The 14,326-nt window shown below is 73.9% G+C and carries 11 protein-coding genes and 1 riboswitch; of the genes, 10 read left to right on the top strand and 1 reads right to left on the bottom strand.

The genetic code is table 11. The features are described 5' to 3' along the window. Positions 1-58: 58 nt before the first annotated feature. Positions 59-691, bottom strand: a complete 633-nt coding sequence (locus ABD220_RS07515) for a vitamin K epoxide reductase family protein (protein WP_344121241.1) — start codon at positions 689-691, stop codon at positions 59-61. A 416-nt stretch (positions 692-1,107) separates the two neighbouring features. On the opposite strand from ABD220_RS07515, the gene ABD220_RS07510 reads away from it, so the two are divergent. The 10 genes from ABD220_RS07510 to ABD220_RS07465 all read left to right on the top strand — a co-directional run bounded on the left by ABD220_RS07510 (position 1,108) and on the right by ABD220_RS07465 (position 14,242). Then, entirely contained in the window at positions 1,108-4,656 is a 3,549-nt protein-coding gene (locus tag ABD220_RS07510) for an Rne/Rng family ribonuclease (protein ID WP_344121239.1), read from the top strand. 194 nt (positions 4,657-4,850) lie between these two features. Then, the gene (locus ABD220_RS07505) at positions 4,851-5,585 is read left to right on the top strand and encodes a nuclear transport factor 2 family protein (protein ID WP_344121237.1); all 735 of its coding nucleotides are present in this window, start codon (positions 4,851-4,853) and stop codon (positions 5,583-5,585) included. A 69-nt stretch (positions 5,586-5,654) separates the two neighbouring features. Then, positions 5,655-5,748, top strand: a riboswitch (TPP riboswitch). Then, a complete protein-coding gene (thiM, locus tag ABD220_RS07500) occupies positions 5,740-6,612 on the top strand; it encodes a hydroxyethylthiazole kinase (protein ID WP_344121235.1) in 873 nt (290 codons plus the stop codon). Its footprint overlaps the riboswitch before it by 9 nt. Further along, positions 6,609-7,292, top strand: coding sequence for a thiamine phosphate synthase (thiE, locus tag ABD220_RS07495; protein WP_344121233.1), 684 nt, complete (start codon positions 6,609-6,611; stop codon positions 7,290-7,292). The genes thiM and thiE overlap by 4 nt, the downstream gene beginning before the upstream one ends. Further along, positions 7,289-8,809 carry a bifunctional hydroxymethylpyrimidine kinase/phosphomethylpyrimidine kinase gene (locus ABD220_RS07490; protein WP_344121231.1) on the top strand — a complete coding sequence of 507 codons (1,521 nt, stop codon included), beginning with the start codon at positions 7,289-7,291 and terminating at the stop codon, positions 8,807-8,809. Before thiE ends, ABD220_RS07490 begins: the two co-directional genes overlap by 4 nt. Before the next feature lie 220 nt (positions 8,810-9,029). Beyond that, complete coding sequence (gene rplU / locus ABD220_RS07485; RefSeq protein ID WP_344121229.1) at positions 9,030-9,341, top strand: 50S ribosomal protein L21; 312 nt, start codon at positions 9,030-9,032, stop codon at positions 9,339-9,341. 58 nt (positions 9,342-9,399) lie between these two features. Then, positions 9,400-9,657, top strand: coding sequence for a 50S ribosomal protein L27 (gene rpmA, locus ABD220_RS07480; protein ID WP_017834601.1), 258 nt, complete (start codon positions 9,400-9,402; stop codon positions 9,655-9,657). Positions 9,658-9,811: 154 nt separating this feature from the next. Beyond that, positions 9,812-11,371, top strand: coding sequence for a GTPase ObgE (obgE, locus tag ABD220_RS07475; protein WP_344121223.1), 1,560 nt, complete (start codon positions 9,812-9,814; stop codon positions 11,369-11,371). Between the two features lie 262 nt (positions 11,372-11,633). Next, entirely contained in the window at positions 11,634-12,887 is a 1,254-nt protein-coding gene (gene proB / locus ABD220_RS07470; protein WP_344121221.1) for a glutamate 5-kinase, read from the top strand. Next, complete coding sequence (locus ABD220_RS07465; RefSeq protein ID WP_425552526.1) at positions 12,884-14,242, top strand: glutamate-5-semialdehyde dehydrogenase; 1,359 nt, start codon at positions 12,884-12,886, stop codon at positions 14,240-14,242. The genes proB and ABD220_RS07465 overlap by 4 nt, the downstream gene beginning before the upstream one ends. Positions 14,243-14,326 lie beyond the last annotated feature (84 nt).

Here is a 14,326-nt window from a genome sequence, read left to right as displayed (position 1 = left end):
AGCCCGTCGGTGTCGGTGACCGGGAGCAGGCGCGGAGCAGGGCCGCCGGCGGCGGGGCTCAGGCCGGGAAGATGACCCCGGCGAACCGGACCAGCACCGTCCCGAAGAGCAGCACGAGCAGGGCCGCGGAGACGAACCACGCCCACTGCTCGGCCCCGCGCGCCACGCCGGCGGGCGCCGGCAGCACCCCGGCGCCCAGATTGCGGGCCGTGGTGTGCACCAGCAGGACGGTCTGCATGATCCACACGAGCATGCAGTACAGGCACAGGGCGTTGATCTCGAAGGTGGTCTGCCACCACAGCCACAGCACGAACGCCCAGCCGAGGGTCACCCCGATCTGCAGCCCCCACCAGTACCAGGCGGCGAACCGGGCCCCGGCCAGCACCGCGAGCGCCACGGCCACGACGACCGCGTAGGCCACGATGCCGATGAACGGATTGGGGAAGCCGAAGGCCTCCGCCTGCGGCGTGCGCATGACAGTGCCGCAGGACAGCCACGAGTTGATGTCGCAGCTGGTGCGGTGCCCGGCGTCCAGGAAGAGTTGGAGCCGCTCGTAGACGAGCGTGGCGGCGCCGTAGAAGCCCAGCAGGGCGGTCACGAGGGCCACGATGCCCCAGCGCCGGTCGGCGCGGGCGTCGGGGCCGCGGGACACGGCGGGGGAGTCATGGAGGGCGGGTGGAGTGGTGGTCACACGCCGATCCTAGGCGATGTGCCACGGAGTCCTCCTGGACCTGCGGGGCAGGGTTGCGGGCCGTGACGAGGCCAATCCGGCCCGGACCGGAGCGTCTGTGAGATACTGGCCACGGTCGAGCCCGTCCGTACGCGGGATCTCGGCCCAGTCGGACTTCGACCCCAGGTCGGCAGGACCCGCGGCTCTCATCGGATTGAGCGCGTCCGCCGCCGGCTCAAGACCGTTGCCCTCGTGAGCAGCGGCTCGAAGCCCCGGACTGGCTCGCTGCCGTCCCCGCCCGTTCGCGTGGTGTGCGGGACACGACGGGTACGCACAGGACTTCTGGCCGCCGCGTGGACCCCCACCGGCGATACGCCGACCAAGCCGCCGCGGGGACCGGGTACGGACGGCGTACCGCGGCAGGAGCACAGCTGTATATGGATGCCGAACAGGTGAACCAGGCAGGGGCGCAGGACGCCCTGGACGCTGGTCAGCAGAACACATCGAACGACGCACGCCGGGACCTCCCGGTGGCGGAGGGAACGGTGCCGGACGCCGCCCACGAGACCGCGGGCGACGTCCCCGACGGACCGTCGGAGACGGCGCCGGACGCTGCCGAGGCGCCGGGCGAGGTCCTCGGCGGGCCGTCGGAGGAGGTGCCGGACGCCGTTGCCGAGACCCCGGCCGAGGCACCGGGCGAGGTCCTCGGCGGGCCGTCGGAGGCGGCGCCGGATGCCGGGCCCGAGACGCTGACCGACGCGCGGGGCGAGGTCCTCGACGGTCCGTCGGAGGAGGTGCCGGACGCCGTTGCCGAGACCCCGGCCGAGGCGCCGGGCGAGGTCCTCGGCGGGCCGTCCGAGCCCGCCCCGGATGCCGGGCCCGAGACGCTGACCGACGCGCGGGGCGATGTCCTCGACGGACCGTCCGAGCCGGCGCGGCCCGCGCCGGACACCGGCGACGCCGCAGGGACCGACACCCTCGACGTCGCGCCGGGGACCGCGGTCGCCGGCGACGAGCGCCCCGATTCGGTGGCCGAGGAGGTCGCCGCGCCCGGGAACCCCGCGCCCGGCACGCCCGGGGCCGAGGAGGCCGCCGAGGGCGTCGAGCCGTCCGGTGAGGCCGAGGACCTGGGCCCCGGGGCCCAGGCCCCTGTCCCGGCCGATGCGCCGAGCAGTGCACAGCACGACCTCGCCCCCGACACCGAGGACGCCGACGACGAGGAACCGGGCACGGCACTGGCCGCCGCCGTGACAGCGACCTCGCTGATGTTCCACGCCCCGGACCTCGACGAGCTGCGTGAGGCCGCTCAGCAGCGAGCCGCCCGACGCCGGGAGGCGCGGCGCCGCCAGCAGGAGGAGAACGCCTCCGCCGAGGACCCCGGGGACGGTCCCGAGGAGCCGGACACGGCGGAGCTCGCCGACGAGGGCGAGGAAGCCGGACAGGGATCGGGCGGTGGTACCACCAGCCGTCGCCGTCGCCGCCGCCGCCGCGGCGAGGTCGACATGGAGCTCGTGGGCGGCAGCGACGACGACCCGCCCAACACCGTGACCCGGGTCCGGGCGCCCCGCGCCGCGGAGGCCGCCACGGTGGACGAGGTCGTGGCCGTGAAGGGCTCCACGCGGCTCGAGGCCAAGAAGCAGCGCCGGCGCGAGTCCCGTCAGACCGGCCGTCGCCGCCAGGTGATCACCGAGGCGGAGTTCCTGGCCCGCCGTGAGTCCGTCGAGCGGCAGATGCTGGTCCGGCAGAAGGACAACCGGATCCAGATCGGCGTCCTGGAGGACGGCGTCCTGGCCGAGCACTTCGTCTCGCACACCCAGCAGGACTCCCTCATCGGCAACGTCTACGTGGGCAAGGTGCAGAACGTGCTGCCGTCCATGGAGGCCGCGTTCATCGACATCGGCCGGGGCCGCAACGCCGTGCTCTACGCCGGCGAGGTCAACTGGGACGCGTCGCGCCTCGAGGGCGGGCCCCGCCGGATCGAGGTCGCGCTGAAGTCCGGGGACTCGGTCCTGGTGCAGGTCACCAAGGACCCGGTGGGGCACAAGGGCGCCCGGCTCACGAGCCAGATCTCCCTGCCCGGCCGCTACCTGGTCTACGTCCCGGGCGGGTCGATGACCGGCATCTCCCGGAAGCTGCCCGACGTCGAGCGGGCGCGGCTGAAGAAGATCCTCAAGGACCGCCTGCCGGACGGGGCGGGAGTCATCGTGCGCACCGCCGCGGAGGGGGCCTCCGAGCAGGAGCTCACCCACGACATCAACCGGCTGCGGGCCCAGTGGGAGCAGATCCAGGAGCGGGCCGGATCGACCAGGACGCTCGCGCCCGAGATGCTCTACGCGGAGCCGGACCTGACGATCAAGACGGTCCGCGACGTCTTCAACGAGGACTTCACCACCATGGTCGTCCAGGGCGACGAGGCGTGGGACAACATCGAGGCGTACGTGACCTACGTCGCGCCGGACCTGCTCGACCGGCTCAAGAAGTGGGACGAGGACGAGGACCTGTTCGTGAACTACCGCGTGGAGGAACAGATCCAGAAGGCGCTCGAGCGCAAGGTCTTCCTGCCCTCGGGCGGCTCGCTCGTGATCGATCGGACCGAGGCGATGACCGTGGTCGACGTGAACACCGGCAAGTTCACCGGCTCCGGGGGCAACCTCGAGGAGACCGTCACGAAGAACAACCTGGAGGCGGCCGAGGAGATCGTGCGGCAGCTGCGGTTGCGGGACATCGGCGGCATCATCGTGATCGACTTCATCGACATGGTGCTCGAGTCCAACCGGGACCTCGTGCTGCGCCGGCTGGTGGAGTGCCTGGGCCGGGACCGCACCAAGCACCAGGTGGCGGAGGTGACCTCGCTGGGCCTCGTGCAGATGACGCGCAAGCGCATGGGCACCGGGCTGCTCGAGGTGTTCTCCGAGCCGTGCGAGCACTGCGCCGGTCGCGGCGTGGTGGTCCACGACCACCCGCTCGAGGGCCGCTCCGGCGGCGCCACGGGCGAGTCCCGGGACCAGCGGCCGAACCGCACGGAGCGCAAGCGCGGCCGCGGGGGCCGCAACGAGCAGCAGCCCGCCCGGACGGAGCAGCGGTCCGCCGAGCCCGATCCCGCGGAGAGGGCCAAGGCCGAGGCCGCGCGGACGGCGTTCGCGACGATCGCCGCTGCCACCCATCACGAGGAGGCCGCCGCGGAGGAGCCGGAGCGCGCCGAGGAGACCGCCCAGCCGGCGGAGACCCGTCCCGAGGGCTCGGGGCGCTCCCGGAAGAAGCGTCGCGGCAAGCGCAGCCGCAACCGGGGCCAGGGTGCGGACACCGCCGCCGAGCAGCAGCCGGACGTGGGGGAGGCCCCCGTCCCGGCCGCGGAGGAGCAGGCCCCCGGGGTGCCGGCCGAGCAGGGCGCGCGCCTGACGATCAAGGGCGAGGTCATCGAGCTGCCGCAGGGCCACGCGGCCGTCGAGGAGCCCGCCGAGGCCGGTCCGCTGAGCCTGGACTCCCTCGCGGAGGCCTTCGGGCAGACGGCGCCGGACGCCGGCTCCGCTGCCCAGGAGGTCGCCGCTGAGCGAGCAGCCGCTGAGGCGGTCACCGCTGCCGACGGTGCCCCTGAGCAGGCCGGCGCCGAGCAGACCGGCGCCGCGCAGGCCACCGCTGCGGAGGACGCCCGGGCGGCGGTCGCCGCGCAGGAGACCACCGCACGGGCGGATGCGGCGCGGGAGAGCACGGCGCAGCAGGCCCCCGGCTCGGCGGCTCCTGAGCAGCCGGGCGCCGAGCCGGCGCGACCCCGGCGGCGCTCGCGGCGGGCCACGGCCCCGGCGGCTCGGCCGGGCGAGGCCGAGGTGACCGCCGGCCGGGCGGCCGCCGCGGAGGGTGCCCGGCACGAGGCCAAGGCCGTCGCCCAGCGCTCCCCGGAGGACTCCTCCCGCCGGGCGCCGACCGTCGTCGGCGTCGGCGTCAAGGCCGAGGACCTGACCAGCGGAGGACCCGCGGGACGCGGCTGAGCCGTCCGGCCGAGCAGCACCACGGAGGACCCCGACCAGCACGGTCGGGGTCCTCCGTCGTCGTGGGCCGTCACGGACCGTCCAGGCCTGCCCGGCCCCCGCCCGGCGGCGTACCGTGGTGCGCACCACAGCACAGCCGGGGCCGCCGTCCCGTCCGCCGGGGCGAGCGGCCGCCCGTTCCAGGGAGCACCGCCATGACCAGTGCAGACACCGTCCGCGCCGCCGGCACGGACCTCTTCGTCCACCGGGATCCGTCGGCCGTGGACCGCCACTACACGGAGGACTTCATCCAGCACTCGCCCCTCGCCCCGGACGGGCGCGAGGGTCTCAAGCAGTTCCTGCGCGGCATCCCCGACGACTTCCGCGTGGATCTCGTCCGGGTGCTCGACGACCACGGGACGGTGGTCGCCCACTCGGCCTACCAGGGGCTCGGCCCGCAGCCCCTGGTCGGCTTCGACGTCTTCCGCGTGGCGGACGGGCGGATCGCCGAGCACTGGGACGCCTTCGAGCCCCTGCGCACGGAGGCCGGCGGCGCCCGCCCCCAGCTCGACGGTCCCGTCGCGGTCACGGACCACGAGCGGACGCAGGACAACAAGCGCATCACCGCCGAGTGGGTCGAGGCCGCCCTGATCGGGGGCGACCGCCGCGCCGTCCAGGACCACATGAGTGCCCAGGGCTGCACCGAGCACACCGCTCGCACGGCGGAGGACCCGCAGCCCGCCTACCAGCGGTTGCACCGGGTGCTCGGCGAGGGGAACTTCGTGCTGACCGTCGCGGAGGCCGTCGCCGACGGCGATCACGGGGGCGGAACCGCGCGCACGGTCGCCTGCTACGACCTGTGGCGCCTCGAGGACGGACGGATCGTGGAGCACTGGGGCGTCGCGCAGCCGGTGCCCGAGCGGACGGCGAACGCCAACGGCGTGTTCTGACCCCACAGCCGGGATCCGTCCCGGGATCCGCCCGCGTCCGGGCTCCCGCGCGAGGGCTAGACTGGCAGGACACCTGACACGGGGTGCCGCTCGAGCGGCTGAGAACACACCCGTCGAACCTGATCTAGCCAGTACTAGCGAAGGGATGTCGCAGATGCGCGATGCCGTCCCCACGTCCGCCCGCACAGCAGGAGCCAGGCCGGCGCCGCCGGACCCCGCGCTCGCCGAGGACGCCGCGGCGGCCCTGGAGGACCTGCGCTCCGCGGCGCCGCTCGTGCAGTGCATCACCAACGCCGTGGTCACCAACTTCACCGCCAACGCGCTCCTCGCCGTGGGCGCGTCCCCGGCGATGACCGACATCCAGGGGGAGGGCGGGGTCTTCGCGGAGCTCGCCGACGGCCTGCTCGTCAACACCGGCACGCCCACCGCCGAGCAGCGCGGGGCCGCCTACGAGGCCGTCGGCGCCCGGCGCCGCGCGGGCCGGGCCTGGGTCCTGGACCCGGTGGCGGTGGGTGCCCTGCCCGTGCGCACCGCGCTGGCCCGCGACCTGCTCGAGTTCCGGCCGGCGATCGTGCGCGGCAACGCCTCCGAGGTCGTCGCCCTCGCCGGCGGCAGCGGAGGGCGCGGCACCGACGCGACGCACGGCGTCGAGGCCGCCCGGGACGCCGCCGCCGCGCTCGCCGAGCGGGCCGGGTCGGCGGTGGCCGTGTCCGGGCCCGTGGACCTCGTGCGCTCCCCGGACGGCACCGTCGTCCGCGTGCCGCACGGCACGCCCCTGCTGACCCGCATCACCGGCGGCGGCTGCGCGCTGGGCGCCCTCATGGCTGCGTTCACCGCCGTGCGCCCGGACCCGGCCGCGGCGGCGGTGGCCGCCACCACGGTGTACACCCTCGCGGCCGAGGACGCGGCCGCCGACTCCGCCGGGCCCGGCTCCTTCGCCGTGGCGCTGCTGGACCGGCTGCACGCCGTCACGCCGGAGCGGATCGCCGCCCGGGCGGAGCTCGTCCGCGAGGAGGGCGCCCGGTGAGCCCGCGTCTCGACCCTGCGGCCCTGGCCCTGCACCTCGTGACGGACACCGCTCTGAGCGCCCCCCGAACGGTCCCGGACGTCGTGGCGGCCGCCGTCCGCGGCGGCGCCACCATGGTCCAGGTCCGCGCGAAAGACGCCCCGGCCCGCGAGCTGGTCGCCCTGCTGACGGCCGTCGCCGAGCGCGTGGGCCGGGAGGTGCCCGTGCTCGTGGACGACCGCGCGGACGTCTACCTCGCCGCCCGGGCGGCCGGCGCCCCCGTGGCCGGGGTGCACGTCGGGCAGACGGACCTGCCCGTGGTCCTCGCCCGGCGGATCTGCGGGACCGACGCCGTGCTCGGCCTCAGCGCCGCCACGGCTGCGGAGCTCGACGCCGCCTCCGCGCTGCCCGCCGGGACGGTCGACTACCTGGGCGTCGGAGCGGTGCGGGTCACCCGCACGAAGCCCGACCACCCCGAGCCGCTGGGCGTCGAGGGTTTCGCCCGCGCCGCGGGCCGCACGTCCCTGCCCTGCCTGGCCATCGGCGGGGTGCGGGTCGAGGACGCCCCCGCCCTGCTCGCGGCCGGCGCCGCCGGGCTGGCCGTGGTCTCCGGGATCTGCGCCGACCCCGACCCCGAGGCCGCGGCCGCCCGCTACGTGCGGGCCTTTGCCGCCGTGCCCGCCGGGGAGGTGGGCCCGTGACCGCCCGCGTGCCCCGCGTCCTGGCCATCGCCGGCACCGATCCCACGGGCGGCGCCGGCCAGCACGCCGACCTCAAGTCGATCGCCGCGATGGGCGGCTACGGGATGAGCGCCGTCACCGCCGTCGTCGTCCAGAACACCGTGGGCGTGCGCTCCATCCACGTCCCGCCGGTCGAGTTCCTCTCCGCCCAGCTCGACGCGGTCGCCGAGGACGTCGAGATCGACGCCGTCAAGATCGGGATGCTCGGGTCCGTGCCGGTCATCGAGGCCGTCGCCCGGTGGCTGGGCACCCACCGGCCGCCGGTCGTGGTCCTGGACCCGGTGATGGTCGCCACCTCCGGAGGGCGCCTCCTGGAGCGCGAGGCCGAGGACGCCCTGCGCTCGATGCTGGGCCTCGCCGACCTGATCACCCCGAACCTGCAGGAGCTCGCCGTGCTCGCCGGGGAGGACCCGGCGTCGTCGTGGGCGGAGGCCCTCGCCCAGGGCCACCGGGTAGCCCGCGCCCACGGGACCCTGGTGCTCGTCAAGGGCGGGCACCTCACCGGCGACCGGACGCCCGACGCCCTCGTGGGCCCCGACGACCCGGAGCCCCTCGTGGCGTTCGACGGCGCGCGCGTGCCCACCGAGAACTCCCACGGCACGGGGTGCTCCCTCTCCTCGGCCCTGGCCACCCTCCAGGTCCGGCACGAGGACTGGCCCCGGAGCCTGCAGATCGCCCGGGACTGGCTGCGCGGGGCCCTCGAGGCCGCAGGGGAGCTCTCGGTCGGCCACGGCAGCGGCCCCGTCCACCACTTCCACCACGTCCAGGACGCCCTCGAGGCCTGGGGCACGGCGCCGGAGCGGTTCAGCGACGAGCTGTGGGAGGCCTCCGCAGCCGTGCGGCGCGAGATCGAGGAGCTCGAGTTCGTCCGGCTCCTCGGCGACGGCCGGCTCGAGCCGGAGCGCTTCCTCGCCTACCTCGACCAGGACCTGCAGTACCTTGACGGCTACAGCCGGGCGCTGGCCCAGCTGGCGGCCAGGGCACCCGACGAGGAGCAGCGGCTGTTCTTCGCGGCCGGCGCTGTGTCCTGCACCGAGACCGAGGCGCAGCTGCACCGTGCCCGGCTGCGGCACGCGGAGGATGGCGCCGCCCGGGACGGGCTCGGCGAGGTGACCCGGCGCTACACCGCGTTCCTGCTCGCGGCCACCGCGGCGGAGCCCTACCCGGTGGGCCTCGCCGCGGTGCTGCCGTGCTACTGGGTCTACGCGGACGTGGGGCGCCATCTGGGCGAGCTCGCCGCGGCCGGGGGGACCGGCGCGCACCCCTACGCGGACTGGCTGGCCACCTACGCGGACGAGGGGTTCCAGGAGGCCACCCGCACGGCGCGCCGGCTGCTCGACGCCGCCGCCCGGGAGGCCCCGGCGGGTGTCCGGGAGCGGATGCGGGAGGTGTTCCTGGAGGCCTGTGCGCTCGAGCGGGACTTCTTCGCCGCGCCGGTGGCGGAGCGCCGGTTGGCGGGCACTGACCGGATCGAGTAGTCTTGATCTTCGGTGCCATGCCGGTGCGCGCGTGTAAAAACTCGACACCCCACCTGGCGGCACATGCGGGTGCAGTTCCTGAATTGCGGCGAACCTGCGCTGACCTCGGCCCAGTCCCACGGGCCGGTCACCGTCAGCTCGTCTCAACGTCGTTGGTCCTGACAGGTATGCGCTCGACCCACACTGTTTACACATGACGTCGAGAGAAGTGAGTTCCCAAGTGGTGTACGCGATTGTCCGCGCTGGCGGCCGCCAGGAAAAGGTTTCCGTCGGAGACCTCGTTACCCTTGACCGCGTCGCCGGCGGAGCAGGCAGCACCATCGAGCTCCCTGCCCTGCTGCTGGTCGACGGGGACAAGATCACCTCGGATGCCCCGACCCTTGCGGGCGTCAAGGTCACGGCCGAGATCGTCGAGAACCTTCGCGGTCCCAAGATCTCCATCCAGAAGTTCAAGAACAAGACCGGCTACAAGAAGCGCCAGGGCTTCCGTGCCGAGCTGACCACCGTGAAGGTGACCGGCATCGACGCCTGACCGGCCCGGTCCCCGTCCAGACTCCACCAGCCAGAAGACCCGAAGGTAGGCACACCTCATGGCACACAAGAAGGGCGCGAGCTCCACTCGCAACGGTCGCGACTCCAACGCGCAGTACCTCGGCGTGAAGCGCTTCGGCGGCCAGACCGTCAACGCCGGCGAGATCCTCGTCCGGCAGCGCGGCACGCACTTCCACCCCGGCCTGAACGTCGGCCGCGGTGGCGACGACACCCTGTTCGCCCTGGCCGCCGGCCAGGTCGAGTTCGGCACCCGCCGGGGCCGCAAGGTCGTCAACATCCAGGCTGCCGCAGAGTAGTCCACAGGGCCGGTCCAGCCGGCCCGGGTGCGGGTCCCGACCCGCACCACCCATGTTTGGTCTGTAGAGGGTGGGTGCTTCCAGCGCCCGCCCTCTACAGTTTTAACGTGGCCCGCGCGCGGGCCCGCCCGTTCCTGAACCAGAGGAGTTCCCCGTGGCCAGTTTCGTCGACCGCGTCGTCCTGCACGTCTCCGGCGGCTCCGGCGGACACGGTTGCGTGTCCATCCGCCGCGAGAAGTTCAAGCCGCTCGGCGGGCCGGACGGCGGCAACGGGGGAGACGGCGGCAGTGTGGTCCTGCGCGTGGACGGGCAGACCACCACGCTGCTGAACTACCACCACGCCCCCCACCAGTCCGCCCCCAACGGAGGCCCCGGCAAGGGCGACCTCCGCCACGGGCACAAGGGCGAGGACCTCGTCCTGTCCGTCCCCGATGGCACCGTGGTCAAGGACCAGGACGGCAACGTCCTGGCGGACCTGGTGGGGCAGGGCTCCGAGTTCGTGGCGGCCCCCGGCGGGCAGGGCGGCCTGGGCAACGCCGCGCTGGCCTCGGTCAAGCGCAAGGCCCCCGGTTTCGCGCTCCTCGGCACGCCGGGATCGGCCCGCGACGTGGTCCTGGAGCTGAAGTCCATCGCCGACATCGCCCTGGTCGGCTACCCCTCCGCCGGCAAGTCCAGCCTCATCGCCGCGATCAGCGCCGCCCGCCCCAAGATCGCCGACTACCCGTTCACCACGCTCGTCCCGAACCTCGGCGTGGTGCAGGCCGGGGACGTGCGCTACACCGTCGCGGACGTCCCGGGACTGATCCCCGGCGCCTCCGAGGGCAAGGGGCTGGGCCTGGAGTTCCTCCGCCACGTCGAGCGTTGCGCCGCCCTCGTGCACGTCCTGGACTGCGCGACCCTCGAGCCCGGGCGCGACCCGGTCTCCGACCTCGAGACGATCGAGGCGGAGCTCGCCGACTACGCCGTGGACGGCGACCTCGACGGCGGGCAGGCGGTGCCCCTCAACGACCGGCCCCGCCTCGTGGTGCTGAACAAGATCGACGTGCCCGAGGCCCGGGAGCTCGCCGACTTCGTGCGCCCCGAGCTCGAGTCCCGCGGCTACCGGGTGTTCGAGGTCTCCACCGCCTCCCACGAGGGGTTGCGACCGCTGACGTTCGCCATGGGCGAGGTCGTGCAGCAGGCGCGGGCGGCGCGCCCCACCCCGGTGGAGGCCCCGCGGGTGGTCCTGCGCCCCAAGGGCGTGCGCGGACCCGAGTTCACCATCACCCGCGAGGAGCGCAACCTCGAGCCGCTGTGGCACGTGCGCGGCGACAAGCCCGACCGCTGGATCCTGCAGACCGACTTCAACAACGAGGAGGCCGTCGGCTACCTCGCCGACCGGCTCGCGAAGCTCGGCGTCGAGAGCGAGCTGTTCAAGCAGGGCGCTCGGCCCGGCGACGCCGTGCTCATCGGCCCCGAGCACGACGGAGTGGTCTTCGACTGGGAGCCCACGATGGTCGGCGGCGCCGAGCTGCTGGCCGGGCCCCGCGGCACCGATCTGCGCTTCGCCGACATCGACCGCCCCACCCGCGAGCAGAAGCGCCAGCAGTACCAGGACCGCAAGGACGCCAAGGCCGCCGCCCGCGCCGAGCTCGAGGCCGAGCGGTCCGCCGGGGTGTGGACCGAGTCGGTCGACGCCCGCCGCGGCCCGGCCCCGGACGGCACCGAGGACTGACGGGGCCCGCGGGGCGGATCGCGACCGGACGCACGGGGCATCCCGCGGCCACGACCTGACGACGGACCGACCCGACCCACCGATCGACCCGAACGACCGCGCGCCGGAACCGGTCCACTGGCGGAACCGACCCGCCGATCGACCGCGCGCCGGGACCGGTCCACCGGCGGAACCGCTCCGCCGACGGACCCGGCACACCGACCGACCCGGCAGACCGACCCGACACACCGACGACGCCCACCGGACGAGGGAGACGCCCAGGATGAACGAGCAGACGCACGAGATCGACGTCGAGCAGCTCGAGGAGGTCGCGGAGAAGTCCGCGGTCCAGCTCAGCAGCGAGAACCGCGGCAAGAACCGGCGCAGCCCGATCGAGCGCCGCGAGGACATCCCGCGCGCCCACCGCGTCGTCGTCAAGGTCGGCTCGTCGTCGCTGACGTCCATCGAGAGCTCGATCGACGAGCAGGCCGTGCGGATGATCGTGGACGCCCTCGGCGAGACCAAGGCCCGGGGCATCGAGATCGTGTTCGTCTCCTCGGGTGCGATCACGGCGGGCCTCGCGCCGCTGGGGCTGTCCCGGCGGCCCAAGAACCTGGCCGGCAAGCAGGCCGCCGCCGCTGTGGGGCAGGGGCTGCTCATGGGACGCTACATCGAGTCCTTCGCCCGCTACGGCGTCACCGTGGGCCAGGTGCTGGTCACCGCCGAGGACCTCATGCGGCGCAACCACTACCAGAACACGCATCGCCAGATCGAGCGGCTGCTCGACTTCGGGGTGCTGCCCATCGTCAACGAGAACGACGCCGTGGCCACGCAGGAGATCAAGTTCGGCGACAACGACCGGATCGCCGCCCTGATCGCCCACCTCATCAAGGCGGACGTGCTGCTGCTGCTCTCCGACGTCGACGCCCTGTACACCATGGATCCCCGCCAGGGCGGGGAGCGGATCCCTGTGGTCAACGATCCCATCAAGGACCTCGAGGGCGTGCAGATCGGGTCGATCGGCCGCGCCGGCGTCGGCTCCGGCGGCATGGTCACCAAGGTCCAGGCCGCCCGGATCGCCGCGGCCTCGGGCATCCCCGCGCTCGTCACCTCGGCGCAGAACATCACCCGCGCGCTGGACGGCGAGGACGTCGGAACCTGGTTCGCGACCTCCGGGGGGCGGCGCAACGTCCGGCTCCTGTGGCTGGCCCACCTCGCGGACATCAAGGGCTCCCTGACCCTCGACCCGGGCGCCGTGGACGCGATCCGCGACCGCAACTCCCTGCTCGCCGCCGGGGTCACCGGCGTGTCGGGCACGTTCGAGGCCGGGGAGCCGGTCTCGCTGCGGGACGAGGAGGGCAGGGAGATCGCCCACGGACTGAGCAACTACTCCTCGGACGAGATCCCGCCGATGCTCGGCAAGTCCACCTCCGTGCTGGCGGAGGAGCTCGGGGACGACTACAGCCGGGAGCTCGTGCACGTGGACAACCTCGTGGTCCTGCGCGCCCGCGGCGCTCGGACTAAGCTGAAGAAATGACTTCCGCCGCACACGATTCCGTGACCACCGACGAAGCCACCCGCACGGCCCGCAAGGCGGTCGTGTCCGACCACGGCATTGTCGCCACCTTCGGGGAGGACCCCGTTGCCGGAGTCGCCGCGATGGCCGACGACGCCCGGGACTCCGCCCGCGTCCTCGGCCGGGCCACCCGGGCCTGGAAGGACCGGGCGCTGCTCGCCATCGCCGACCGCATCGAGCGCAAGCGCGACGTGGTGCTCGCCGCGAACGCCAAGGACCTCGAGCACGGCCGCGTCAACGGGACCTCCACGGCACTCCTGGACCGGCTCAAGCTGGATGCCGAGCGGATCACCGGCCTGGCCGAGAGCCTTCGCGAGCTGGCGGCCCTGCCCGACCCCGTGGGCGGGTTCGTCCGCGGCAGCACCCTGCCCAACGGCCTGCGGATGCGCCAGGTGCGGGTGCCGATGGGCGTGGTCGGAGCCATCTACGAGGCCCGTCCCAACGTGACCGTGGACATCGCCGGCATCGCCCTGAAGTCCGGCAACGCGGTGCTGCTGCGCGGCGGCTCGGCCGCGGAGGAGAGCAACCGGGCCCTCGTGGGCATCATCCGGGACTCGCTCGCCGACGTGAAGCTGCCCGTCGACTGCGTCCAGAGCGTCGACGAGTACGGCCGTGAGGGCGCGAACGCGCTCATGGCGGCCCGCGGGAAGGTCGACGTCCTCATCCCCCGCGGCGGGCACGGACTGATCCAGTCCGTCGTCCAGAACGCCAAGGTCCCCGTCATCGAGACCGGTGAGGGCAACGTGCACCTCTTCGTCGACCACTCGGCGTCGAAGGCCATGGCCGTGGCCGTGGCCGTCAACTCCAAGACCCACCGCACGAGCACCTGCAACACCGCGGAGACCCTCCTGCTGCACAGCGGGTTCGCGCACGGGGCCGCCCTGCTGGCGGCCCTCGACCGGGCCGGCGTCACGCTGCACGTGGACCAGCGGGCCGAGGCCATGCTGCCGGCCGGCAGCCACCACCTGCGGGCCACCGACGAAGACTGGGGCGCCGAGTACCTGTCCATGGACCTGGCCGTGAAGGTGGTCGACTCCATGGATGAGGCGCTCCAGCACATCGACCGTTGGTCCACCCGGCACACCGAGGCCATCGTGACCAACGACCTCGCGAACGCGGAACGGTTCGTCGCGGAGATCGACGCCGCCGCGGTCATGGTCAACGCCTCCACCCGCTTCACCGACGGCGGCCAGCTGGGCCTCGGCGCCGAGATCGGCATCTCGACCCAGAAGATGCACGCGCGCGGGCCCATGGGCCTGGAGGAGCTGACCACCACGAAATGGATCGTCCAGGGCGACGGGCACGTCCGCGCCTGAGTCCCGGACGCGGCGGGCCCGCCGCGGATTCAGTACGATGAGAGCCGTCCGGGCCCGCCGGCCGAGGCGGCACGGGCCGCTCAC

Origin of the sequence: Kocuria aegyptia, assembly GCF_039530085.1 — a bacterium.
Classification (GTDB): domain Bacteria; phylum Actinomycetota; class Actinomycetes; order Actinomycetales; family Micrococcaceae; genus Kocuria; species Kocuria aegyptia.
Note: the sequence above shows the minus strand (reverse complement) of the source record. Positions and strands in the feature narration are given on the sequence as shown.

Coding starts and splice junctions, on each gene's coding strand:
- ABD220_RS07510 (WP_344121239.1), top strand. CDS start 1,108: ATGGATGCCGAACAGGTGAACCAGGCAGGGGCGCAGGACGCCCTGGAC.
- ABD220_RS07465 (WP_425552526.1), top strand. CDS start 12,884: ATGACTTCCGCCGCACACGATTCCGTGACCACCGACGAAGCCACCCGC.
- thiM (WP_344121235.1), top strand. CDS start 5,740: ATGCGCGATGCCGTCCCCACGTCCGCCCGCACAGCAGGAGCCAGGCCG.
- ABD220_RS07505 (WP_344121237.1), top strand. CDS start 4,851: ATGACCAGTGCAGACACCGTCCGCGCCGCCGGCACGGACCTCTTCGTC.
- rpmA (WP_017834601.1), top strand. CDS start 9,400: ATGGCACACAAGAAGGGCGCGAGCTCCACTCGCAACGGTCGCGACTCC.
- proB (WP_344121221.1), top strand. CDS start 11,634: ATGAACGAGCAGACGCACGAGATCGACGTCGAGCAGCTCGAGGAGGTC.